Origin of the sequence: Lysinibacillus sp. RC79, assembly GCF_041262405.1 — a bacterium.
GTDB lineage: Bacteria > Bacillota > Bacilli > Bacillales_A > Planococcaceae > Lysinibacillus.
The window spans coordinates 1-25,273 of sequence record NZ_JBGCCD010000039.1 but is presented as its reverse complement, the minus strand read 5'-3'; the positions used below and the strand labels follow the sequence as shown (position 1 = coordinate 25,273).

Genomic DNA, 25,273 nt, shown 5'->3' with positions numbered 1-25,273 from the left:
TGAAGAATAATTAAATTTCTTCGAGAATTTTTTGTAGAAATAAAGGATGCACACATTTCCTCATAACGAAAATGGTCAAGCATATACTAGAATACCTTAGGACAAGTAGGAGGGTATGTAATTGGAAATCATTCAAGGAATTCTATCTACATACATTCAATTTTTCAATTGGGAAATGTGGAAAGAGATCTTAACTGACCCTGTATCTTGGGGGTTAATATCAACACTAATTATAATAGAAGGTTTACTCTCAGCAGATAACGCACTTGTATTAGCAGTGCTAGTGAAGCATTTGCCAAACAAGCAACGCAAACGAGCATTAATGTATGGTATGTTTGGAGCCTATTTTTTTCGATTTTTATTTATCGGGATAGGTGTTTATTTGGTAGAATTTTGGTTTATTAAATTGCTAGGAGCCCTGTATTTAGGTTGGCTATGTGTCGCTCATTTCCTGCAGATTGGGGAAGCGGATAGTGCCAAGGAGATGAAAAAAACAGGGTTGTTGGTTCGTCTTTTTGGAACATTTTGGGCAACGGTTATTTCTGTAGAACTGATGGATATTGCCTTTTCAATTGACGCGATTTTTGCTGCTTTTGCTATATCCAATCAAATTTGGATATTACTAATCGGGGGAATGCTAGGTATTTTAATGATGAGAACTATTGCAGGCTTATTTTTAATTGTTATTGAAAAAATACCAGAATTAGAGGCAACAGCATTTATTATTATTGGAATTATTGCACTGAAAATGCTAGCCAGCGTCATCGGTATTCACGTTCCGCATTATATGTTTTTTGTTGTATTAATTATTATTTTTGCTATTACTTTCATTATTCATTTCTTAAAAAAAATGAAGGTTGCTTAATATAAAACGGTTCTGTTCTCAATGAAGAAAGAGGACAGAACCGTTTTATTGTTATAAAGCGCATTTTAGCGCATTTATTGTTATTTTACATATTGATCAGGATTTACAATATAGAATTTTTCAATATTAAGCCAGCTTTCACTCATTGGCTCACCGTCATCAATACGTTTTTCTGTTTCTTGCATCATCCAAGCTGTTTGGGATGCGTGTGCTTGTAATGCTTTAATTTTATCCATCTTCATTTCACTGATATCGTTGACAACATGTGGCTCACCATTTTTTTCAATTGTATCATTTGCAAAGGCACAGCCTAACACTTGTGGGCGTGCGGCTTTTGGCATACGACGAACAGCTTCTACTACAGCACGTGCTGTTGCCTCGTGATCAGGATGAACTGCAAAACCAGGTAAGAATGTAATGATAAGAGAAGGCATTAACTCCTCTATTAAACCTTCAACAAGCTTTACCATTTTTTCATCGTCTTCAAATTCAATCGTTTTATCACGGAAACCAAGCATACGTAAATCTTGTATTCCCATAGCCTCTGCTGCTGCGATAAGCTCCTTACGTCGAATTTCTGGCAAGGATTCACGTGTTGCAAAAGGTGGATTTCCTAAATTACGCCCCATTTCGCCTAAAGTTAAACAGGCATATGTAACAGGTGTATTCATTTTCTTTGTATAGTAGGCAATTGTTCCAGCAACTGAAAAAGCCTCATCATCTGGGTGAGGGTAAACAATTAAAATATGACGTTGTGGTTGTAAAATCAAAAAGTCGTCCCCCTTAGTAAGTAAATGGCGTTTCGCTAATTTCAAGTGCAATCGCCAATTTACCTGAGTAGTCTAGTCCAGCCATTAATAAACGGCCTAAATCATCTAATTCAAAATGTGTGATGCCTTGAGCATAAACCCAGCCATGTGCCATTTTTAATCCGACACGATGGGGTGAATCATCTACCACTTTAGCAAGCTCATAGTTGATTTTAGCATTGCGAATAAAAGCACCTGCATTAAAAAATTTCTCATCAAAGTGTGCTGCATAAGAACCGTTCGTCGTCTCAAGATGAATATAAACGTCTTTGTTGGCGAAAGAATTCAATAATTCCTGCAACGTCTTTACTTGTACTTCTTGCATCTTAACACTCCTCTCGATTATTTCTATTTTAAGTATAGTCAAAAAAGATGACAAAGGGAAATTGAAAGGCTTTTGTTGCCAACCTAATCATAAATGCTATTGATAAAATGCAGAAATTTCTTTATTGTAAAAAAATGTTTTTTACCATTATTAAGGTAGATTACTTGAAAAAACTATTCTGATGTATCAATATAGGACACGTGAAACAGATTAATATAAAATGTATGCGGTTTCATAAATAAAATATGGGGAGATTGATACTATGATTTATGCAAATCCTAATACTCCGGGCGCATTAGTAAATTTCAAAGAAAAATATGATAACTTTATCGGTGGAGAATGGATTCCTCCAGTAAAAGGTCAATACTTTGAAAATAAAACACCTGTAACAGGTCAAGTTTTCACAAAAGCAGCTCGTTCAACAGTTGAAGATATTGAGCTAGCCCTTGATGCAGCACACGCAGCAAAAGATGCATGGGGTAAAACAAGCGCAACTGAGCGTGCATCTATTTTAAATAAAATCGCAGATCGCATTGAAGAAAACTTAGAAATGATTGCTATTGCAGAAACATGGGATAATGGTAAAGCAGTTCGCGAAACTTTAAACGCTGATATTCCTTTAGCAATTGATCACTTCCGTTATTTTGCAGGTGTCATCCGTGCACAAGAAGGGCGTACAACACAATTAGATAACGACACTGTTGCATACCATTTCCAAGAGCCACTAGGTGTAGTTGGCCAAATCATTCCTTGGAACTTCCCAATCTTAATGGCTGCTTGGAAAATTGCTCCTGCGCTTGCAGCAGGTAACTGTATCGTGATGAAACCAGCTGAGCAAACGCCAGTTTCATTATTAGTGTTAATTGAAACAATTCAAGACATCCTACCAAAAGGCGTACTTAACATTGTAAACGGCTTTGGTGTTGAAGTTGGTAAACCACTTGCAACGAACAAACGAATTGCAAAAGTTGCTTTTACAGGTTCAACAGCTGTTGGTCGCCAAATTATGCAATATGCAACTGAAAATATTATTCCTGTGACGTTAGAGCTAGGTGGTAAATCACCAAACGTATTCTTTGAGGACGTAATGGCTTCAGATGATGAATATTTAAATAAAGCAATTGAGGGCTTTGTGATGTTCGCATTAAACTCAGGTGAAATTTGTACTTGTCCTTCACGTGCTCTTGTTCAAGAATCCATTTACGATAAATTCATTGAACTTGCATTAGAGCGCGTAAAAGCTATTAAAATTGGTAATCCATTAGATACAGAAGTCATGATGGGTGCTCAAGCTTCTAACGAACAAAAACAAAAAATCCTTTCTTACCTAAAACTTGGTAAAGAAGAAGGTGCTGAGTGCTTAATAGGTGGAGAAGAAAATATTCTTGAAGGCGACCTTGCAGGAGGTAACTACATTAAACCAACAGTTTTCAAAGGTCATAATAAAATGCGAATCTTCCAAGAAGAAATCTTTGGCCCAGTGCTTGGCGTGACTACATTCAAAGATTTTGATGAAGCAATGGAAATTGCAAATGATACAGAATATGGTTTAGGTGCTGGTGTTTGGTCACGTTCTGGTGACATTGCTTACCGTGCAGGTAGAGCTATTCAAGCTGGTCGCGTGTGGACAAACACTTATCATCAATATCCGGCGGGTGCTGCATTTGGTGGATTTAAACTTTCTGGTATCGGTCGTGAAAACCATGCAATGATGTTAGATCACTACCAACAAACTAAATGTCTTTTAGTGAGCTACAAAAAAGAAGCACAAGGATTTTTCTAATACCAAAGGATGAATAACAACATGGTAGAACGAGTGATTGCAACAAAAGAGGCTTTAAATTTGATAGAGCTAATTAAGAGTCAGCATGGCGCTATCATGTTTTATCAATCTGGGGGTTGCTGTGATGGCTCTGCACCGATGTGTTATGTAGAAGGAGATTTTAAAATTGGTGAAAACGATATCTATCTTGGTACAATAGGTGACGTTCCTTTTTACATTCATAGAGCGCAATATGAATATTTTAAGCATACGCAATTGATAATTCATGCGATTGAGGGCAGAGGTGCAAGTTTTTCTTTAGATAGTGTTGAAAATATGCATTTCATTACAAACTCTAGAGTATTCAAAACAGAAGAGTACTAAGAAGTGATTATAGAGGAATTCAGTCTAAAAACGCCACGTCCTGTGGCATTACCGAAATGACCGACATCGTGTCGGCCTAAGCACAAAGCCGATTCCGGACGCATTGTTTATCTGTGCGAAAGCGAAGCGACAGCAACAATTATGCCGAGGCATAATTGATTTGATTGCATCTTTAAATCTATGAAGATTTTTCGAGCAATATTCTTGAAAAAATTATATAAATATATCAATATAATGAGTGTGAGAGCAATTTTGTACAAAATGTGTCGTTTTGTATTGTATGCGGTTTCACATATGAAAAGATACTGCGACCATGATTTCTTCCTTAATTGACGAATAGACAGCGCATAATGTTGAAGGAAATTTTAAACTAGGTTATAACGAATTCTATCTTGGTACAATAGATGACGTTCCTTTAACATTGATATGTATAGCTGTAATAAGGAAAGAAGACGGAAAGCTCATTATCATAGTATAGTAAAAAGCCGCGATTCTCTTTTATGACGGAGAATCGCGGCTTTTTATAATTAGTGATTTTTGGGGGTATGTATTTGTTAATATTTGTTGAGCTTTCGTTCAATGGAATCTAGTCGATTGTTGAGATGTGATAGATGCTTATGCATTTGTCTAAATTGTACACTTTGATTTTGCGCGTCGGATGTTCTTGTTTGTGCCTGCGCCTCTTCTTCCTGCAATGCTAAAATGGTGGAGAGGGTTGCTAATGAATACCCTATTGTCAAAACCATTGAAGATATTAATTCTACTTTGGTAGAGGTTATATCTCCACCTTGGATACCTATGTCTTCACCTAGGAGACCTGCTTCTTCACCACCTAGGAAACTTGCTTGTGTATTTGTATTTGGGTCTTGTTGTTGATTACGTCTTTTCATTTTTCTCCCTCCCATATACAGCTAATATATGGCATATGAAGTAGTAGTGTATCTTGTCCTGAGCATTAGAAGAAATAAACCTCTGTTAGAATAAAATTCTTAATTTTCTAACAATTTAATTGATTTTTATGGAATAATAGAGCAATATAGTAGAAATAAACAGTTGTTTGAGGGGGAATAGATGTGAACAAAAACTTTAAATATTGTAAAGAATCTAGAGTTATGCGTACAAGTCGAGTTTTTCCGAATGATATTAATAATCATAATACACTGTTTGGTGGTCGATTAATGAGTGATATCGATCAAGTAGCTTCAATTTCAGCTGCTAAGCATAGTCGTAGAGATTGTGTGACGGCTTCAACGGATTCTGTAGACTTCCTGCATCCAATACGCCCGACCGATTCTGTCTATTTCGAATCTTATGTAACGTGGACAGGGACATCTTCAATGGAAGTTTTCGTAAAGGTCATTTCTGAGAATTTGAAAACGGGAGATCGCAAAGTAGCTGCGACAGCATTATTAACCTTTGTTGCATTAGATGAAAATAATAAACCAGCCCCAGTTCCATCTGTCATTCCAGAAACTGTAGAAGAGACTAAGCTACATGAAACTGCAGCTGAACGAGCAAAAGCACGTGCAGAGCGTAAAAAGGAAAGTAAGGCATTGGCTCAATTCATTTCGATGAACGATCCATGGGATTATCGGCTCGAAATGATGGAGAACTACTATATGTAAAAAAGGCATCTGATTAGTGATCAGATGCCTTTTCGTTTAGCAATTATGCCTCGGCATAATTGTTGCTGTCGCTTCGCTTTCGCACAGATAAACAATGCATCCGGAATCGGCTTTGTGCTTAGGCCTGCACGAGGGCCGACACGATGTCGGTCATTTCGGTAATGCCACAGGACGTGGCGTTCTTACCGATGCAGGTCAGTTAGCCGTTATCGCATGGATGCGATAACGGCTAACATCCTTTATTAACTCCTTTCCGATTTCCGTGATATCCGCCGGAGGCTTAGGCCAACAGATGTTTTTTGTGCGAAAGCGTAGTGCTAACGCAGCGGTAGCAACATGATGTTGGTCACTCAGTCGTTGCCACAGGACGTGGCGTTCTTAGACTGAGTTCCTCTATTTCAGCGGATATTTGTACACTTTCAGAAAAGTAACTTAAACTTGCATTCATCTCACCGCCTATAGAGGTGGGAGACTTCTGTACCTGACGCTTTGCTTTCGGTATAAAAGACATCTGTAGCTGATGCTTTGCTTTCGCTACAGAAAATAATTGTAACTGCCGTTTCACTTACGTTACATAAAACATTTGCTGAAAGAAGTTAAATTTCTATCACTGTTACTTCTGGTGCACCAAAACGAGATTTTGCACCGTGCATAACTGGTCCAACATAGTCATTTAATGCCCAACCGTGAGCGATTGCAGCTGAAACGAATTCTTTTGCTTCAATTACAGCTTCTTTTACTGAAAGACCGTTTGCAAGGTTTGCTGTTACTGAAGCAGCAAATGTACAGCCAGCCCCATGGTTATAAGTAGAAGCAACTTTTTCAGATTCTAATAAGTAGAATTTTTCACCGTCGAAGAATAAGTCAGTTGCTTTTTCAGTAGCTAACGCTTTTCCACCTTTAATCACAACAGCTTTAGCACCAAGCTCGTGAATTTTACGAGCTGTTGTTTTCATTTCCTCGATTGTTTTTGGTGTTCCAGTTCCAGCTAATTGTCCAGCCTCAAACAGGTTAGGTGTTGTAACTGCAGCTAATGGTAAAAGATATTGAATCATTGCATCTATGTTACCAGGGTTCAATACTTCATCTTCTCCCTTACATACCATTACAGGGTCAATGACAACATTTGTCGTACCAGATTTTGCGATAGCATCACCTGCGATACGAATAATTTCTTCAGTTGACAGCATACCGGTTTTTATGGCGTCAATGCCTGTTGAAAGAGCAGTATCAATTTGTTTTTGCAAAAGCTCTGTTGGTAATGGCGTTACGTTATGAGTCCAACCGTTTGGATCCATTGTTACGACAACCGTTAATGCCACCATGCCATATGTGCCGTGCTCCTGGAATGTTTTAAGATCGGCTTGCATACCTGCGCCACCTGATGTATCTGAACCAGCAATCGTTAAAGTTTTTTTAAGAGCCATGTGGAAGATCTCCTTTATAGATGAAAGTTTTAAAATTACCATCTAGTATAGTCTTATTCTGGTTCCGTAAAAATAGTCAGAATTATATATTTTTACAAGGTCAGTTTAACTTCTTTTTCTGATGCTTGAATTCAACATTATTTTTTTGTACCGTTGTAAGAAGAGAAAGGGGCTTATATTACGATGAAACAAGCATTCCCGAATGACTGGCAAGAAATACTTGTAGAAGAAATAGAAAAAACATACTATACAAAGTTACGTCAATTTGTAGCAGATGAATATGCAACACAAACAATTTTTCCACCGATGAATGACGTAATGAATGCATTTTATACGACGGCTTATCATGACGTAAAGGTCGTAATTTTAGGTCAGGATCCTTATCATGGACCAAACCAAGCGCATGGATTAAGTTTTTCGGTCATGCCGGGAATCAAACATCCACCGAGCTTACGAAATATGCTACAAGAGTTACAGGATGATCTTGGCTGTCCAATCCCTCAAAACGGAACATTAACAAAATGGGCACAGCAGGGTGTAATGTTATTAAACACTGTATTAACTGTTCGAGCAGGACAGGCGAATTCTCATAAAGAACAAGGATGGGAGCAATTTACGGATGCTGTAATCGATAAATTAGCATCAAGAGATAAACCAATTATTTTTGTGCTTTGGGGTAAACCAGCGCAACGAAAAAAACAATTAATTCGTAAATACTCAACGCCACATTTAATTTTAGAAGCGCCTCATCCAAGTCCACTTAGTGCTTATCGAGGTTTTTTCGGCAGTAAACCATATTCGAAGATCAATGCACAGTTAGTGGAATGGGGAGAGCCACCAATTGATTGGTCTCTAGCTTAGATTGGCACAAATCATATATCTTCATTCAAATGTTTTGTAGCAAAAGTGAAGCATCAACTATAATAGACTCCTACCTCTGAGGATGGTTACCTGAATGAAGATAAGCCTCCGGCGGATGTCACGGATTTTGAAAGGAATGAATTGTGCTGGCACAATTCAAAATCCGGACGCAATTACGCCAAGGCGAAATTGATACACTTATAATTTCATGTTACAGTTAATAATAGAAGAAAGTGAGGAACAACGATGAAGGTAAATTGTTTCAAATGTCAATATTTCAAAGTAACATGGGACCCACAAACGCCACGGGCCTGTGTTGCATACGGCTTTAAAACGAAGCAAATACCATCCGTTGTCGTTAAACAATCCTCTGGCACAGACTGTCTAAAGTTTGTGCCAAAAGCAGAAAGTGGGAGAATGCAATGATTCCTTATCAAGCCGTTATTCAACAACTTGAAAAACAATTATCTGGTGTCAAAAATGCTGGGAACGAACAACAAATTCGTGAAGCCTTAACAGCAATCCGAGCATTATGTGATGTAGTATTAGACTCACCTGACGGCATTTCTAAAGCGCAGTCAAAACATCTGCCACAAATGCTAGTATCAGAGCCGAAGCCACCAAGTTTATATACAGCAAAAATTGAAGAAGAAGACGGAGCAAATGGTGATTCAATTTTTGACTTTTAATCATGATTAAAGGTAGGGAAAATGACATGAAAAAATTTATCGTGACAGGTGCACTCCACGGCTTTTTAGCAGTGGCATTGGGTGCATTCGGTGCACATGCTTTAAAAGGAGTTCTAGACGATTATGGTCGTGGGATTTGGGAGACAGCTGTTCAGTACCAAATGTTTCATGCCACTGGTCTACTTATAATTGGCATTTTGATGAGCTCGAAACTTCTAGGTGAAGTAAAGCAGTTGAATTTAGCTGGAATCTTTTTTAACCTAGGTATTGTTTTCTTTTCAGGAAGCTTATATGTACTGGCAATCAGCGGCGTTAAAGTTCTAGGTGCCATCACACCAATTGGTGGTGTTCTATTTTTAGCTGGCTGGATTCTAATTATAGTATCTGCCCTTAAGCATGCTCGATAAAAGTTGAATATAAATATTCCTACAAAGTTACTCCTTTGCACTATGTGTGAGGGGGTTTTTGTTTTATTAGAAACTACTAGTAACGGATCAAGAGAATTTTTCTTCGTAATGAACAATATAATTTCTATAGAAAGGATAGTTTTAATTCCTATTGTTTCTGTAAGGATTTATAGTACACTATTATTATCAAATAAGTTCGACAAATTGGAAGCGAGGTTTTGTGATATGGAGAAGCTTTTTACTTTACTAGATCATAACTATGATGAAATGGTAGCGATTCGTCGTCATCTACATGAATATCCGGAATTATCCTTTGAGGAAGTGGAAACGCCAGCGTATGTAGCTGCTTTTCATCGTGCGCTAGGACATGAGGTTCGTGAGCATGTAGGTGAACGTGGTGTTGTTGCTACTTTACGTGGAGGGAAGCCAGGTAAAACAGTGGCGTTGCGCGCCGATTTTGATGCACTGGCAATTCAGGAGGAAAATGAAGTCCCTTATAAGTCAAAAGTAGATGGTAAAATGCATGCATGTGGACATGATGGTCATACAGCAACATTACTAGGACTTGCTAGAGCACTTAATGCAATAAAGGATGACATTGCAGGCAATGTAGTATTTATTCATCAGCATGCAGAAGAAATGGCGCCAGGTGGAGCAAAGCCTATGATTGAAGATGGCTGTCTAGACGGGATAGATGTTATTTTCGGTACACATTTATGGGCACCAACACCGTTAGGAGATATATTGGTGAGAGATGGAGCAATTATGGCTGCTGCGGATAAAGTGGAAATTACGATTCATGGCAAAGGTGGTCACGGTGCGGAGCCTCATCATTCTATTGATGCAGTTACTCTTGCGTCACAGTTTGTAGTCAATGCACAGCAGATTATATCTCGACGTATTGATCCATTAAAATCAGCCGTTTTAACAATTGGTCATTTTGAGGCGATTAATCCTTTCAATGTTATTGCTGAGCGAGTAGTATTAGCTGGAACAGTCCGTACTTTTGAGGAGCAGGTACGCAGACAATTGGAGCAAGAGCTTGAGGCAGTGTTAAATGCCACTTGTTTGGCCTTTGGTGCAAGCTATGATTATCGTTATACAAGAGGCTATCCACCTGTTTACAACCATGTGAAAGAAACAGAATTTATTGCACAACTTGCAGCAGATATACCAGGAGTAGAAAATATTATAACGTGCCCACCATTTATGATTGGAGAGGACTTTGCGTATTATTTAGAGAATGTACCAGGTACATTTTTCTTCACAGGTGCTAAAAAGCCGGAGTGGGAAGTAGCATATCCTCATCATCATGCACGCTTTGACTTTGATGAACGTGCAATGTTGATTGCTGCCAAAACATTAGGAAAAGCAACATTGCAGTATTTACAAGAAAATCAATAATAAGCTCTTCCACAAGGCTTGAGCTTTACATAAAAATTGGCATGCTAGGAGGTATCCTAACATGCCAATTCTTTTGATCTAATGGCAAATATCCACGCAAATTCCTCGTTTTCATGCGAAAAACATTTGCGGCGCATGCAAGGATACGAAATCCAAATGGGAGTCTAGCGAAACTTGCCAATGCGACGCGAGCATGAATAAAACGTAGCGAAGGAGCACACTGATTCTGCTTTTATCTTACTCACTATTTAAAGGAGTGGGTTTTACCATACAAGAAAATATGAATTAGAAGACTTTTGAAAAGTTCAATTCAATTATGGATTTTGGTTAAAATAAGCCATTTCTTCATCATATTCAGCAAAATCAAAGTAAATCATTGGGAATAGGAAACGATGATTCGATTTGAGTTCACGTAAAATAACGTGGTCTCGACCAGCAGCTTCTACTACGCCTCGCACAGTTTTTGTGTTTTTTCCTTGCTCTACCGCATGCTCGAAGGAAAAATGGAAAGTACCAGGCTTTCCGCGATTCAAACGAAAAATATTTTCAATATACGATTGCTCCCGTCCAGGTGGTCGTGCTCCAGTCGTCTGTGGAGGCATTACCTGTGGAGGCATTTGTTGTTGCGTTGTCGGTGTCCAATAATAAGGCATCATAAGTTATCAACCTTCTTTCTTTTAGATTTGAGGACAATCTTCTCGGTTGGCGAGAAGAAGCAATGTGCTTTGAATCTCCCCGTGTTCCACTGACCATACCATTGTGCTGGACAATCTCCCTCAGGTCTGAAAAACCATAGCGAACGAGTCGCTGGATGAAATCTTTCGCCTTGAATAACTCTTTTTGCTAATCGAAGGTCTTGATCACGTGCTCGTTGATAAAAGAAGCCTTTTTGTGTCGCTTCAAAGCCCCCAGGACGCTGAAAAAACATTTGTTCAATTGTACGAACATCCGTAAAATCTAAACAATCTGCTCGTACACGATTGACGCCCACATTGCCGACCATCAGCATACCTAAATTTCCTTCACCTTCTGCCTCAGCGTGCATAAGCCTTGCTAGCATGGCTGTTTGTGCATCATTCGTTTTTATAACGGCGACTTTTACTCCTCCTCGCAGACAGTATATGCTTGATGGTATTGTAGACATGTTCAATTTCGATGAAAGAAATTCACAATTTAAAATTGCTAAGCATATATTAGTAATAACGAGTAGTCTGTAAAAGAGGGCTAGACTTTTAAAAAAAATTAGATGTTCAACACCAAACGTATGCCATGTATGTAAGTTGATTGGAGTGAGGTTGGGCTCCTTGGGAATCAGGTGCGAAAGCAGAAAAAACAACAAGGATGGCATAAGCTGAAAAAAATTACTCTAACCTAGAAATTACTCAATCTAAGGAATTTAACTGACACTAAACCTTAGGTGTGTACGCAACGATACTGCGGAATTTAAGCCTTTGGAGAGTCATACTGAATGGCAGTAGCTTTTTGCGAAACCAGACTCGGAGAATAAGGAAGACACAAATACGAAAGTCGGAAGATATAAGTTGTGTCACAGTAGAGATGTCTACATTTTTTAAGAAATGTATATGTTTTTCGTATCGGAACGTGAGATAGGGAATTGCATGTGTATTGAATACATGTGAGGTGACAAGGTATGGAGATTGGTGTTTGGGTAGGTATTTTGTTGAGTGCTGTGCTGGCATTTTTAGTAGGGAGTTTTTACGGACAGCCACTCCATTGGTATCTCTTTATACTAATAATCGTAGTGGGATTTTTCATTAATACGATTATATTAATTTTGAAGGTTAAAGATGAAAGGTCTTGAGGCACAGTGCAGCCATATGAAAATAAGAAAGTGTCATCGTAATGTTATATAAGGGTATAGGAATAGGGGATAATTAGTCTATTATAGAGGCTGGTTATCCTCTTTTGCAAGAGTTAAGCGAGATGAAGCAAATCAAGACGTTTTAATTGCTTCTCTTAGACGGAGAATTAAGAAATTGGAAGAAAGAATTGAAGAGTTGGAAGATGAAAACAAAAAATTACGGAAAACAGAAAGTACAGAACTAGCAGATTATATGAAAAATTTATAACAAAGGCTAGGATAGTAAACATTGTTACATAGACCATAAAAAAGAGACAGCAATCGCTGTCTCTACTAAACTACGCACCTCGTTAGTTTAATAAGAAAAGCAAATCTAATAAAGAATAGTACATACTTATGATACGGTTCACCTTAATGTAGTTAGTTTCCATTTTCTATATATATCCTTACCAGCGATTCATCGCTATTTTCACCCAGACAACGTATAATAAGAGAAGCAGAAGAAGAATTCATTTTTCCTCTAGTTAAAAAAAGAGGTGCAATTACTTGAAACAGTTTGAAACAGCATTACCTGAGCAGTATGAAACATTAAAAAAACAGGCCAATTATACGTCTAGCTGGCGAGAGCGTTTAGACGCAGTCGAAATGTTATCGGCTTATCAACATGACAAAATCATAGATTTATTAAAAAATCGTATGCAGCATGATACTGTCAACAAGGTGCAATTAGCAGCCTATGAAGCACTCGCGGCGTTTGGTGAGGACGTAGAGAAGCCATCACCTGCACGTTTTGATATTATCAAAGGCACAGACAAAATTTTCCTGCGGGTGAAAAAGAGCTTGCCGAAGGACCATACAGTGGCAGACTTTGCGGATAAACTAAAACGTATGCGTTTAGATGTCTTTGATGCGTATGAAGGCGACAAAGGTGTAGAATTTATGAACTGGTTAGAGGAACGTTGGGCAAAACTATAATCAGTAGTTTTGCGATTTATGAAGGAAAGTCATTCTCTCCGCTTGTGGAGGGAATGGCTTTTTCTTATCTTACGCTGCGGTTCATCGAAACTAATATTAAATTGTATTACTTCTTTTCTTTGATCATCTATCTTTATTGTTTAATGATAAAACAAACACCTTATTAAACTAACCTCCCCGTTAGCCATCCATGAAGCGCAAAAATCAGCTCTTCACCACAGAAAATGAAAGATGATTAAGTTCTTTCATGGGAGTTGAGTAAGACAAGATAAAATAACAATCGTTAATAACAGAATCATAAAAAATAGATCAAACATATTATATATATAAAATATGTTTGGTCTATTTATTTACATACGTTTGAAGGTTGTCACCCTAAGATAATTTTAGGGTGACACTTTCTTATTTTTGGATTGAGTAGGTGGAATCTGATGTTTTGCAAGTATATTAAAAATAAACGGTGACATACTAAAGTTGTAAATTATTTTTTTGCTTGCATGAAGGAGTGTTATAATGCATATTTTTGGTACGTTTGTAGCAATTATCATAAGTGCATTCATCGCCGTTGGAATAGCAGAATACTATCACCAACCTTATAATTGGTATTTAGTTTTCTTGATGATTCTAGCTGGTTTTTTTATTCATACAATTATTTTAATATTGGAAACAGAGAACAGCGAAGAAAACGAATATTAAAAAATGCGAGTCCGATTGTATGGACTCGCATTTTTATATTTAAAACCGTTTTCGATTAGACAGTTAAGAATGTCACAAGTTTTTCTTGATCAAGAAGGTTACCAACGAAGAATGCACCGAACTCACCATAGCGAGCTGAAACTTCATCAAAACGCATTTCATATACTAATTTTTTGAATTGTAGTACGTCATCTGCGAATAATGTTACGCCCCATTCGTGATCGTCGAAGCCAACAGAACCAGTAATGATTTGTTTAACTTTACCAGCATAGCCACGACCAATCATACCGTGAGAACGCATTAGCGATTTGCGCTCATCCATTGAAAGCATATACCAGTTGTCATTGCCTTGACGACGCTTATCCATTGGATAGAAGCATACATGCTTAGCACGAGGAAGTTCAGGATATAGACGAGCACGCACATGTGGATTTTGGTAAGGATCTTCGTCTGAATCACCTGCTAAATAGTTAGAAAGCTCTACAACAGATACATATGAATATGTAGGAATTGTAAAATCAGCAATCGCTAATTTATTGAATTCAGCTTCAAGCTCTTGTAGCTCCTCCATTGTTTCACGTAAAGTCATAATCATAAAGTCAGCTTTTTGACCAACGATTGCGTAAAATGCATGGGCACCTGTTTTAGCGATATCAGCTTCGTTTAATTTTTCTAAATATGCAATGAATTCTTCTACTGCTGCTTGACGTTCCTCAGCAGAAACTAGTTTCCATGAAGCCCAATCGATTGAGCGGAAATCATGTAAAGCGTACCAACCATCTAAAGTAATTGCTGCTTCATTCATTATTAAAAACACTCCTTTATAAGTGAATAGCATTCGAAATTTAGTTTATCATAGTTTGTACAAAATCCCTAAGTTCATGATTGTATTTCACGAATTTGACACCTTCCATAGATAATGTATTCTAAAGAGAATAGATGTAAATAGAGGAGCTCCAATCATGAAAAGTATTTTACAACAGCCGATTTGGCGTTTTTACGATCAATCCATTAGCGCGAAGCAAAGATCGCCACTTGAATCCTTCGCAACCGACGATACTTTATGTCAGCTAGTTGGGCAATTAGCCTCTCCGCCAACTATTCGTACATGGGTAACTAAACTGTTACGATAAATTTAGACAAAACTATACAAATCTGTATATAAGCATAGATTTATAACAGAATACCCTTCGTATCAAGCGATTGGTGCGAACTCCACGTTAATTGCTTTTAACTCCTAAAGCCTTGTGACCAAAGCGGAGCTGGAAACGGCAGACGTAACGGTGCGAAAGCAGAAAAAACAACAAGGATGGCATAAGCTGAAAAAAAATTACTCAGTGTCCGTAAAGGATCATCGTGACAACGGAAAACGGTAGCGCTAAGTGCTTTGGCAATGGATGTTTAGCAGCGAACTCCTAAATCTCTAATGAGACAAGGAAGACGTTCAACGACTATCTCCTTGAGGGAGAGTAAAACCGCAAGCGAATGGCGGAAGAAAAATGTGGCTCTTATCAGAAGATAAGATGAAGATATAGTCTGCGCTTATGTGAAAGCATAAGAGGTCTACTTGTGAGAGAAAGACTGCATGAAGGGTTGCGCCTTCGTGTGAACAAGAAAAATAGATACAAATTTTAAAAATGTTAACAACCTCTCTAAATAGGGTAATGTGATTTTATCATAGTGAAAGAGAGGTGGTGCACATGGAATTAATATCCATTGGAAAATTTGCTAGAAGCTGAAATCCGTAATTTTTATAAGCGACTTAACGACATCCGAACAAATCATTTACATCAGTGTTCTAATGAGATTGTGAAAACCAAGCCATCTCGTATTGTAATGGAACATTTAAATGTAAAAGGTATGATGAAAAATAAACATCTGGCGAAGGCGGTAGCCGGGCTATGAATTTAAACGACAAATTCAATACAAATGTGAAAAGTATGGAATTGAATTTGTTGAAGCCGACAGATGGTTTCCATCATCAAAAAGTTGTTCTTCTTGTGGACAAATCAAATCCGATTTGAGACTGAAAGACAGATTATTTATCTGCTCTTGCAGATTAAAGCTGGATAGAGATTTGAACGCAATCATTAACTTAGCAAATTATTCAATCTAAGGAATTTAACTGAAACTAATCCTTAGATGTGTACGCAACGATACTGCGGAATTTAAGCCTTTGGAGAGTCATACTAAATGGCAGTAGCTTCGGCGAAACCAGACTCGGAGAATAAGGAAGACACAAAACGAAAGTCATAAGATATAAGTTGTGTCACAGTAGAGATGTCTACATTTTTTAAGAAATGTATATGTTTTTCGTATCGGTACATGATGCATCTGTCGTGCTTGGTATTCAGGATCACCGTTTACCATATGTGCAGCACGGTATGGACTTGCTCAAAGCACATGGCTATCATCCTATTGTACGCAATTCAGGCGGATTAGCAGTTGTGCTTGATGAAGGTGTACTGAATATTTCTATTGTTTTATCTGAACAAACGGAAGCGCTAAGTATTAATGATGGCTATGATGTAATGGTAGCTCTAGTAAAAGGATTGTTCCCTGAAGTAGCGGATCAAATTGAAGCCTATGAAATTGTAGGCTCTTATTGTCCAGGTTCCTATGATTTAAGTATTAAAGGAAAGAAATTTGCTGGTATTTCTCAGAGACGCTTACGTCAAGGGGTAGCAGTGCAAATTTATTTATGTATTGAAGGAAGCGGCTCAGAACGAGCAGCACTCATTCGTGACTTTTATGCGGAAAGTCTAAAAGGTGAGGAAACAAAATTTACCTATCCTACTATTGTCCCTGATGTGATGGCGTCATTATCTGAACTTATAGACGCATCATTAACAGTGGAAGCTGTAATTATTCGTTTACAGCAACTCCTTAACAATATGGCAGAAGAAATTCGAGTTGAATCTTTTCATGATGAAGAAATAACGCTTTATGCGTTTTATTTACAACGAGTTTTAGACCGGAATAAGAAAATGCTTGAACCAAAGTGATGAAGTGAAACCTTTAAAGTAGGGATCTTTCATAAATGCTGTCCAAAGAAAAAAGCGATGCTGCTAATTAAGCGCATCGCCATTTTCTTGAAAAGGGCTACTTACAACAAGATTTCCGTTTTTCTCCATTTTGAAAACAGGTGCAATTCGTTCTTCCTCTTCATCTAGTGTTACTAGTCGTCTAGCGCGATTCATAATTTGTACAAATTGCTCGTAATCTTTTCGAATAGCTCTATTTTCCTCTTCAAGCTGTGTAACGGTCTTCTCTAGTTTTTTATTTTTCTCAGATGTTACGTGTACTAGTTGTCTCCATTTTGAAGACTCATTGCCTATTTCACCAGAGTGCTGTAAACGTAGTAAATAGGCTATGACAATATCAAGATTTAATGCAGAAAGAGGAATTGATTTACCCTCCGCGGCACTACTATTAACTGTAAACATACTAGAAGCACGGCGTCTTGCTGGAGCTCCTAACACTCGCATTCTTTCTTTTCTTTCTTTTTTGGCTTCTGATAATTGTTCCTCGTATTCTTTGCGAACAACAGCATTCCAACGAAAACCACATGCAGCAGCAGTACGATTTAAAGCATCACCAGCTTCTTCAAAGGCATTTAACTGTGTACTACCTTCCGTCACATGACGAATAACCGCCTCTGCTAATAATTCATCATTTTCTTCTAACCAAGCATCTTGTCTGACTTTACTCATATTAAAATCCTCCCACCTTTATTTGGAACTTTTTATTTACAACTAGCATGACCAATCTTTTAACCTTTTATTCATCTATGTGGAAGGAATTATTATGCTTGAATACAAGGGGAAAAATGCGATACAATACCCGATGTAGGTTTGTACGTATGCTACATACTTAACTATGTGAAAGTCATACGTTCAATAGAAACGATTTTTGATTTGAATCAATTATGCCTCGGCATAATTGCGTCCGGAATCAGCTTTGTGCTTGCACAAAGAACTCCATTCTGATTCCGTGACATCCGCCGGAGGCTTTAACTTCTTTCAGCGGATGTTTGGACACCCGCTGAAAAGTGATTTAAAACCGCATTCATCTCACCACCTATAGAGGTGGGAGACTTTCTGTAGCTGGCGCTTTGCTTTCGCTACAAAAGACATTTGCTGAAAGAAGTTACAAAAATACTATATAGAAAGGGTTGTTGACAAAATGGCAAACGAATTTAAAGTTTGCGATGAATGTCAGGCCGTTAACTTAAAAACGTTAATTCCAAAATTAAAGGAAATCGATCCTGATGCAACCATCGAAATTGGCTGTCATTCCTATTGTGGCCCAGGACGTAAAAAAACATTTACCTTTGTAAATAGCCGTCCTGTTGCTGCATTAACGGAAGAAGAACTAATGGAAAAGGTTTTAGCAAAGTTAAAGAAATAAGTAAAACAATGCGCTATCTTCACTAGTCTAGTTGGAGATAGTTTTTGTTTTTTTCTGTGCATCTATAGAGTCTTCGGAGCGACGGATAGACCTCGAGATGACGGAAAGAAGAGCCAAAGCGACGGATAGAATCATCGAAGTGATGGAAAGAAGAGTCAGAGCGACGGAAAGCTTACGTTTGCTCCATCACTTGGAAATTAGGTCAATAGAAACCTAAATTAAGACAAGAATACAGTGAGTTAGGTTGATAGTCTCTATAATTAAAAGGGAATATGTATGCTAGTCCTATATAAATCGCATATAATAGAACAAATAGGAAACGGGGGTGCTGTACAATTGACACATTATGCAAAAGCTAAATTACAAGAGGAAAAAGTATTCAAGGACCCAGTGCATCGCTATGTGCATGTACGGGATCAAGTGATTTGGGATCTAGTTGGTACGAAAGAATTTCAACGATTACGTCGAATTCGCCAGCTAGGTACAACGTTTTTAGTATTCCATGGAGCAGAGCATAGCCGCTTTAGTCACTCACTTGGCGTTTACGAAATTGTACGCCGCATAGTAGATGATATATTTGTAGGTCGTCCTGAATGGGATGAAGATGAACGACTGCTTGTGCTTTGTGCAGCCCTATTACACGATTTAGGGCATGGGCCATTTTCACACGCTTTTGAAAATGTCTTTGAGCTTGATCATGAATTTTATACAAGACAAATTTTGCTCGGCGATACAGAAGTAAATGCAGTATTAAAAAAAGTATCGGCTGATTTCCCGGAGAAAGTATCTCAGGTAATTGAAAAAACATATCCAAATAAGCAGGTCGTTAGTTTAATATCGAGTCAAATAGACGCTGATCGTATGGACTACCTACAGCGTGATGCTTATTTCACTGGCGTAAGCTATGGTCATTTTGATATGGAACGTATTTTAAGAGTGATGCGTCCGCGAAAAAATCAGGTCGTTATTAAGGCGACGGGCATGCATGCGGTAGAGGATTATATAATGAGCCGCTATCAAATGTACTTACAAATTTATTTCCACCCAGTATCTCGCAGTGCAGAGGTTGTTTTAAATAATATTTTAAAACGCGCTAAGCAACTAAGCTTGACAGGCTACAAATTTAAGCACGAGCCCACACACTTTTTAGCATTTTTCCGCAACTCAATTACGCTTGAGGACTATCTTGCATTAGATGAAAGTATTCTTTTTACATATTTTCAGCTTTGGATGCAAGAGGAAGACGCTATATTAAGTGACTTAAGCCGCCGTTTTGTTAATCGAAAGCTATTTCAGTACATCGATTTAGATCCAGGTGTAGAGCTAGATAAATATCAAAAACTACAAGAACTCTTCAAACAAGCTGATTTAAATCCAGAATATTATCTTGTCCACGATACGACAGCAGATTTACCTTATGACTTTTATCGACCAGGAGAGGAAGAAGTGCGTGTTCCTATTTTCTTAGAAATGAAGAATGGAGAACTACGAGAGCTATCGCGTGAATCTATTATTGTAGATTCAATTTCTGGTCGCATGAAGAGAGATCATAAAGTATATTTCCCACTAGATTTCTTAGAGGACAACAGTATCCACCCCGTTGTGAAGAAACAAATATTAACCTTACTTCAAGGACAGGGGAAAAATTAATAAAAAAATTTTTGTGTATAAAAATGTGTATATAATTAAATAGTATTCCAACATAACTATAGTGAAAAACAGTGAAAATACTCTATTTGAGTTATTTTCACTGTTTTTTGTCGTTGTATAAAGATGAAAAAAGTGGAAACTATATAGAAATTTTTAGAATTATATAAATAGAAAGTCCTGTATTGTTTAGAATTTGTTCAGTGCTCTAATTTATAATAAGTCCAAAATCCTAAGGTGGTGAGGCCTATTATTAAAGGTGTCACAAAAGAACTATGGGTACTTTCGAATTGTACATCGCACATACATAAGTCATCATGATTACCTATTCGCGAGTACTTATTAGAATGAATTCATTTATGACGACAAGTGAATAGAAAGAAAGAGGGACTAACCTATTGTTTGTAGCATACCTTTCAACACTACGAAAGGATGCAACGTCGTCAGCAAACATCAACAGGTATCTCTCTGAACTTAGAAAAGGAGAGAAATATGAGGAAATTTAAAAAAATAAACATAGCAATTATCTTAATGCTACTCGTATTCCAAACAGTACTATCACCGATATCAGTGTTTGCAGCAGAGGACGGACTACCTGCGGTTGAAGCTGGAACTGATACTGATACGGGTTCTACGAGCGAGGTCGTACCACCAGAAACACCACCAGCTGAAACTGAAGGAGATGATGGTACTGGCACTGGTTCTACCGGCGAGGCCGTACCACCAGTAATACCACCAGCTGAAACTGAAGGAGATACTGGTACTGGTTCTGCGGACGAGGTCGCACCACCAGCTGAAGCAGGAAAAGAGGATGGGACAAATCCTGGTTCTAGTGCTGAAGGAGAAGACCCAAGTGGAGATGAGGCGAACTTAACTACACCGCCATCGTATGATCCAACTATGCCTGTTGAGGTAATTAAAAATGTTGAGTTTACTGTGGATGGGACAAAGGTTAATCCAAATGAAAGTATTAATGTTACCAATGGACAATCTGCAGAGTTTAAATTTTATTTAGAACTAGCGGCGGGACATAATTATGGTCCGGGTACAACATTAACGTACACTCTACCAGCTATTTTTGAAGATATCACTTTCCCAAATGGAACAGCTTATGGTGAGGTAGGTACAATTTCGAAAAATGGAAATGACATTGTAATTACATTCAACGATGAGTTACGAGATGATTTAAAAACGGGTGTAGCCCTTGAACCAGATGCATACTTTATGGTACAGGCAAATATTTCGAAGAGTAATACGAATTGGGAAGAAACGATTAGTTTACCAGGCGCTGAAAACATCAAGCTGAACTTCCAACCTAAAACGAGCGGTACATCTGTTACCAAATCAGGTAAAGCAGATAATGGCGCACAAAACAGTAAGTTTATTGACTGGACAGTAGAAGTTAATACAAATCTAGGAGTTAATGAAGCGTCAGGTACTACAAATTTTGTTGATACACTAGAAGGTGCACATACATTTAAGCAAGATACTGTAAAAATCACAAAGTTAAATATTTTACCTAATGGCACAATAACAGTCTCTAATGACCCTGTAACTGTGGCTCCAACCTATGATACAGTTTCTAGTAAAGACAGAATGATAATTGAATTGCCGAATGAAAAGTATACAGCTTACCGTATAGAGTACCAAACAGAAGTTGGTGACCCAGGTAACGTTAAAAGTGCACATTTTAAAAATGAGGCTACTTACAATGGGGGATCATCTCCTCAAACTGTTACCGTAAACTTTGGTGACCCATTAGCAAAAACGCATACAGGTCCTACTGCTAGTGATTTAGCAACATCTTGGACAATTAATTACAACTTTAATAACCGTAATATCTCATCAGAAAACGCAGTATTGACTGATGTGTGGTCAGATACTCAAGAATTAGATGGAGATGTACAGGTGTTTATGGCAGATAGTATTACTCCTGCAGATATTACTCCTAAGGTTGATTATACAGATAGTAACAGTTTTAAATTAACATTTGGTGCTAATGTAACAAAACCATATGTAATCAAATACAAGACAAAGCCAAAAGCTGGTGTTTATCCTACGGGAGGCTATACAGTAACAAATACGGTGACGCGTATTGATATGGCAACATCAGTTCAGGACAGTACAACTTATAGTAAAACAGCTTTATTACTAGACAAATCTGCAAAAAGTATTGACTATGAAAACAAAACGATGTCATGGGAGATTGTTGCGAACCAAGCAGGTTATGATTTAGCTGATGGTACTGTGTTTACTGATACTTTTACAGATGAAAATCTAACTTTAATAGAAAAAACTTTGAAAGTAAAAGTAGGTAATACTACATTAGTTAGAGATACAGATTACACGTTAACTAATAACGAAAAAACTGGTTTTGAAATTACTCTAAAGAATGCAACAAATAAGCTTATCGAAATTACGTACGATACAGATTACGATATTCGACATGTTGGAGAAAATACAATTCGATATCGAAATGCAGTACAAATGACAAATAGTGTTTTACCAAACGCTTCATCTGATTCAGCTGAACAAAATATCCAAGCTGAACAAAAAGCAAACGGTAAAAAAGAGGGTTACTATAATTACGCAACAAAAACCTTCTACTGGGATGTTGAATTTAATTTTAACTACAATTCATTAACAAATGCAGTATTTGAAGATAAATTACCAGATACACAAGAAGTTCAAAATATTGTAGTCAGAAAAGGTAAACTAAATGCAAAAGGTGTTTTCGAAGAGACAGAAACATTAACTATTCCAAACACTTCAGGTAAAGCGAACGAAATTAAACTTGAATTAGGGGATATTGATAGCCCTTATAAGGTGACGTATGAATCAGTAGATGCAGATGGCATTTTCCCACATGGTAACCCAGTAAGTATTACAAACATAGCTACTTTAACAAGCGAAGAGGGTAAAAAAAATGCATCGTGGACAAAAACAGTTGATGTAAGTCATACAGACAAAATTTTAAACAAAAAGGGTATGCAAGCACAACAAGGTTCGGCAGTAGCTAAGTGGAACTTTAAATTTAACTACGCACAATCTAAATTAGACAAAGTAGTCATTACCGACACAGTTGGTAATGATGATGATGGTAACCCAGAACAAATGATTTTAGAAGATACATTTAAAGTATATAAAGTTGCATTGTCTGGAAAAACTCCAAGTAATCCAGAAGAAAATAAGACACTTTTAGCTCCAAGTGAGTATACATTAAATGTAGATATGAAAAATGGTACTTTCACGCTTAATTTAGGTAATGTAACAGGAGCATACTATGTAGAATACGAAACAGTATTTACAGGTAAGTCAGGTTCTACTGCTGAAAATGAAGTAGAAGTAAGCTATCAAGGCGGCAGTCAGACAAGTGGGAATGATAGTTGGTCGATTGTTAATTTTAAATATGGTAACCAAGCATCGACAGTTAAAGTACCATTCGTTATTGTAAAAACGAATGCTGCAACTGGCGAAGTAATGAAAGATGTTGAGTTTACTTTGTATAGCCAATACACAGGTAATAAACCGTTAATTAGCGCCAAAACAGATGATAATGGTGTATTAGATTTCGGATTAAAATTAGCTGAGGGTCAATATACAGTAAAAGAAACAAAAGTTGCTGGTTTTGAAAATCCAGATGTAAACTTTACATTAGATCGCAATAAAAAAGCAACATCAGGTTCATTTGCGGGTAAACAAATTGTTGAAATCGCCAACAAGCCGGAAAGTTCATTGAAATGTTCACTGTTCGAATTAACAGTATATGATATTGACGGTGAATTAGTTAATGGAACAGTAACATTAGTAAGTAAAGTCACGGGTTTATCAGAAGATCATATCATTGAAAACGGTAAAGCTACTTTTACTCCAGACCAAGTTAAAGCAGGTCAGTACGATGTTGTTTATGATGGTGTAACGTTAAAGACGATTACAGTTGAGTACAATGACAAATGTATGGAGAGTATTCAACCAGCACCTAAGTGCGATAACTTCACAATCGTGGTTGAAGATACAGAAGGAAATATCCGTACAAATATAAAAGAGTTAACTTTAAAATCGGGTACTACAGATGTAAAGATGTCACCTAATGCGTCAGGTAAGTTTATTTTTGAGTCTAATAAAAATAATCCTAATAATGGCGTAAAGCCAGGTGAGTACGCGGTGTACGAAGGTAACCAATTCTTAGGAACAGTAACTTTAACGTACACAGAAGACTGTGGACATGAATTTATTGTTAAACAAGCACCAAAATGCGAAAAGTTTGAACTAACTGTAAAAGATGTGGATGGTAATAATATTACTGATGGTACTTCAACAATCGTTGTTAAAGATGCTGATGGTAACGAGATTATTAACACAACAACTACGACAGGTGTTATTGAATTAACTAATTTAGAACCAGGTACTTACACAATTGAAGTAGATGGTGAAGAAATTGGTACATTCGAAACAAATATCGAATGTGAAAAATCAGTTCAACCAGCACCAAAATGCAAACTATTTACATTAACGGTCAAGGATGAAAATGGTAAACCACGTCCTAATGTTAGCAACATCACAATCAAAGACAAAACAGGGGCAATTATTGCTACAAACCAAACAACAAATGAGTTAGGTCAAATTACCATTCAACCTAAAGAAATTCCTTCAGGTGAATATAGTGTATATCAAGGTGATCTATTCATTGGTCAAATAACAGTTAAATATTCAGTTAAATGTGAAGCAGAAGTATCAGCAGCACCTGCATGTCCTTCATTTACATTAACAGTACAAACTATATTTGGAACGCCTAATGCGAATGCAAAGATAACAGTAAAAGATGCTAATGGTAATATCGTTAAAGGTGTAGACAACAGTGAAGTTCTAACAACTAGTGTTGTTGGAACGGTTGTATTGCCAAACGAAGCTATTAAACAAGGTACGTACTATGTATATGAGGGAAGTAGTTTAATTGGCTCATTTACTGTAAAAGATACATGTTCTGCATTAGTAAAACCAAAACCTGATCCAGGTCCAGGTCCAAACCCTGACCCAGGCCCAGGTCCAAATCCAGATCCGGAGAAACCGGTTGATCCAAACAAACCAAATCCAGATCCAGAGAAACCGGTTGATCCAAACAAACCAAATCCAGATCCAGAGAAACCGGTTGATCCAAACAAACC

Annotated in this window: 22 protein-coding genes and 3 pseudogenes; 17 read left to right on the top strand and 8 right to left on the bottom strand. The window is 37.5% G+C overall.

The window, feature by feature from the left end:
- Positions 1–121 precede the first annotated feature (121 nt).
- Positions 122–865, top strand: coding sequence for a TerC family protein (locus tag ABH968_RS24405; protein WP_370048181.1), 744 nt, complete (start codon positions 122–124; stop codon positions 863–865).
- A gap of 80 nt (positions 866–945) precedes the next feature.
- Here ABH968_RS24405 and bshB2 read toward each other — a convergent pair whose 3' ends face one another.
- A complete protein-coding gene (bshB2, locus tag ABH968_RS24400; RefSeq protein ID WP_370048179.1) occupies positions 946–1,635 on the bottom strand; it encodes a bacillithiol biosynthesis deacetylase BshB2 in 690 nt (229 codons plus the stop codon).
- A gap of 13 nt (positions 1,636–1,648) precedes the next feature.
- On the bottom strand, positions 1,649–1,999 hold the full coding sequence (locus tag ABH968_RS24395) for a YojF family protein (RefSeq protein ID WP_053484519.1): 351 nt from the start codon (positions 1,997–1,999) through the stop codon (positions 1,649–1,651).
- Positions 2,000–2,261: 262 nt separating this feature from the next.
- Between ABH968_RS24395 and exaC the strand changes: the two genes are divergently transcribed.
- Both exaC and ABH968_RS24385 read left to right on the top strand, forming a co-directional pair.
- Positions 2,262–3,782, top strand: a complete 1,521-nt coding sequence (gene exaC / locus ABH968_RS24390; RefSeq protein ID WP_370048177.1) for an acetaldehyde dehydrogenase ExaC — start codon at positions 2,262–2,264, stop codon at positions 3,780–3,782.
- Positions 3,783–3,803: 21 nt separating this feature from the next.
- Complete coding sequence (locus ABH968_RS24385) at positions 3,804–4,145, top strand: DUF779 domain-containing protein (RefSeq protein ID WP_370048176.1); 342 nt, start codon at positions 3,804–3,806, stop codon at positions 4,143–4,145.
- 554 nt (positions 4,146–4,699) lie between these two features.
- Here ABH968_RS24385 and ABH968_RS24380 read toward each other — a convergent pair.
- Positions 4,700–5,035, bottom strand: a complete 336-nt coding sequence (locus ABH968_RS24380) for a hypothetical protein (RefSeq protein WP_370048175.1) — start codon at positions 5,033–5,035, stop codon at positions 4,700–4,702.
- A gap of 222 nt (positions 5,036–5,257) precedes the next feature.
- Between ABH968_RS24380 and ABH968_RS24375 the strand changes: the two genes are divergently transcribed.
- Complete coding sequence (locus ABH968_RS24375; protein WP_370048217.1) at positions 5,258–5,770, top strand: acyl-CoA thioesterase; 513 nt, start codon at positions 5,258–5,260, stop codon at positions 5,768–5,770.
- A 596-nt stretch (positions 5,771–6,366) separates the two neighbouring features.
- Here ABH968_RS24375 and thiD read toward each other — a convergent pair.
- Entirely contained in the window at positions 6,367–7,197 is an 831-nt protein-coding gene (thiD, locus tag ABH968_RS24370; protein ID WP_370048174.1) for a bifunctional hydroxymethylpyrimidine kinase/phosphomethylpyrimidine kinase, read from the bottom strand.
- A gap of 183 nt (positions 7,198–7,380) precedes the next feature.
- Between thiD and ABH968_RS24365 the strand changes: the two genes are divergently transcribed.
- The 5 genes from ABH968_RS24365 to ABH968_RS24345 all read left to right on the top strand — a co-directional run bounded on the left by ABH968_RS24365 (position 7,381) and on the right by ABH968_RS24345 (position 10,558).
- Positions 7,381–8,058, top strand: a complete 678-nt coding sequence (locus tag ABH968_RS24365; protein ID WP_370048172.1) for a uracil-DNA glycosylase — start codon at positions 7,381–7,383, stop codon at positions 8,056–8,058.
- 246 nt (positions 8,059–8,304) lie between these two features.
- Entirely contained in the window at positions 8,305–8,484 is a 180-nt protein-coding gene (locus tag ABH968_RS24360) for a uracil-DNA glycosylase (RefSeq protein WP_068985233.1), read from the top strand.
- Complete coding sequence (locus ABH968_RS24355) at positions 8,481–8,747, top strand: YwdI family protein (RefSeq protein ID WP_370048170.1); 267 nt, start codon at positions 8,481–8,483, stop codon at positions 8,745–8,747. Before ABH968_RS24360 ends, ABH968_RS24355 begins: the two co-directional genes overlap by 4 nt.
- A gap of 26 nt (positions 8,748–8,773) precedes the next feature.
- Entirely contained in the window at positions 8,774–9,154 is a 381-nt protein-coding gene (locus tag ABH968_RS24350) for a DUF423 domain-containing protein (RefSeq protein ID WP_370048168.1), read from the top strand.
- Positions 9,155–9,379: 225 nt separating this feature from the next.
- Entirely contained in the window at positions 9,380–10,558 is a 1,179-nt protein-coding gene (locus ABH968_RS24345; RefSeq protein WP_370048167.1) for a M20 family metallopeptidase, read from the top strand.
- 314 nt (positions 10,559–10,872) lie between these two features.
- Here the strand turns inward: ABH968_RS24345 and gerQ are convergent, their stop codons facing one another.
- Positions 10,873–11,214 carry a spore coat protein GerQ gene (gene gerQ / locus ABH968_RS24340; protein ID WP_142509394.1) on the bottom strand — a complete coding sequence of 114 codons (342 nt, stop codon included), beginning with the start codon at positions 11,212–11,214 and terminating at the stop codon, positions 10,873–10,875.
- A 21-nt stretch (positions 11,215–11,235) separates the two neighbouring features.
- Positions 11,236–11,702, bottom strand: a pseudogene (locus ABH968_RS24335) (cell wall hydrolase).
- Between the two features lie 1,224 nt (positions 11,703–12,926).
- Between ABH968_RS24335 and ABH968_RS24330 the strand changes: the two are divergent.
- Both ABH968_RS24330 and ABH968_RS24325 read left to right on the top strand, forming a co-directional pair.
- On the top strand, positions 12,927–13,355 hold the full coding sequence (locus ABH968_RS24330) for a HEAT repeat domain-containing protein (RefSeq protein WP_370048166.1): 429 nt from the start codon (positions 12,927–12,929) through the stop codon (positions 13,353–13,355).
- 513 nt (positions 13,356–13,868) lie between these two features.
- Positions 13,869–14,051: a hypothetical protein gene (locus ABH968_RS24325; protein WP_370048164.1), complete on the top strand. Its 183-nt coding sequence runs from the start codon at positions 13,869–13,871 to the stop codon at positions 14,049–14,051.
- Positions 14,052–14,106: 55 nt separating this feature from the next.
- Here the strand turns inward: ABH968_RS24325 and hemQ are convergent, their stop codons facing one another.
- Positions 14,107–14,856 (bottom strand): hydrogen peroxide-dependent heme synthase, encoded by a 750-nt coding sequence (hemQ, locus tag ABH968_RS24320; protein WP_370048163.1) that lies wholly within the window; start codon positions 14,854–14,856, stop codon positions 14,107–14,109.
- 157 nt (positions 14,857–15,013) lie between these two features.
- Between hemQ and ABH968_RS24315 the strand changes: the two are divergent.
- From ABH968_RS24315 to ABH968_RS24305, 3 genes and pseudogenes are all read left to right on the top strand, one after another.
- Positions 15,014–15,166 (top strand): annotated as a pseudogene (locus ABH968_RS24315) (octanoyltransferase); the annotation flags it as partial.
- A gap of 613 nt (positions 15,167–15,779) precedes the next feature.
- Positions 15,780–16,167 (top strand): annotated as a pseudogene (locus tag ABH968_RS24310) (RNA-guided endonuclease InsQ/TnpB family protein); the annotation flags it as partial.
- Positions 16,168–16,357: 190 nt separating this feature from the next.
- Positions 16,358–17,056, top strand: coding sequence for a lipoate--protein ligase family protein (locus tag ABH968_RS24305; RefSeq protein WP_370048162.1), 699 nt, complete (start codon positions 16,358–16,360; stop codon positions 17,054–17,056).
- Positions 17,057–17,119: 63 nt separating this feature from the next.
- Here the strand turns inward: ABH968_RS24305 and ABH968_RS24300 are convergent, their stop codons facing one another.
- The gene (locus tag ABH968_RS24300; protein ID WP_370048160.1) at positions 17,120–17,764 is read right to left on the bottom strand and encodes an RsfA family transcriptional regulator; all 645 of its coding nucleotides are present in this window, start codon (positions 17,762–17,764) and stop codon (positions 17,120–17,122) included.
- A 472-nt stretch (positions 17,765–18,236) separates the two neighbouring features.
- On the opposite strand from ABH968_RS24300, the gene ABH968_RS24295 reads away from it, so the two are divergent.
- The 3 genes from ABH968_RS24295 to ABH968_RS24285 all read left to right on the top strand — a co-directional run.
- Positions 18,237–18,461: a YuzB family protein gene (locus ABH968_RS24295; protein ID WP_049667962.1), complete on the top strand. Its 225-nt coding sequence runs from the start codon at positions 18,237–18,239 to the stop codon at positions 18,459–18,461.
- A 276-nt stretch (positions 18,462–18,737) separates the two neighbouring features.
- Positions 18,738–20,111, top strand: coding sequence for an HD domain-containing protein (locus ABH968_RS24290; protein ID WP_370048158.1), 1,374 nt, complete (start codon positions 18,738–18,740; stop codon positions 20,109–20,111).
- A gap of 489 nt (positions 20,112–20,600) precedes the next feature.
- Positions 20,601–25,273: collagen binding domain-containing protein (locus tag ABH968_RS24285; protein ID WP_370048157.1), on the top strand; the 4,673-nt coding region annotated here is incomplete at its 3' end.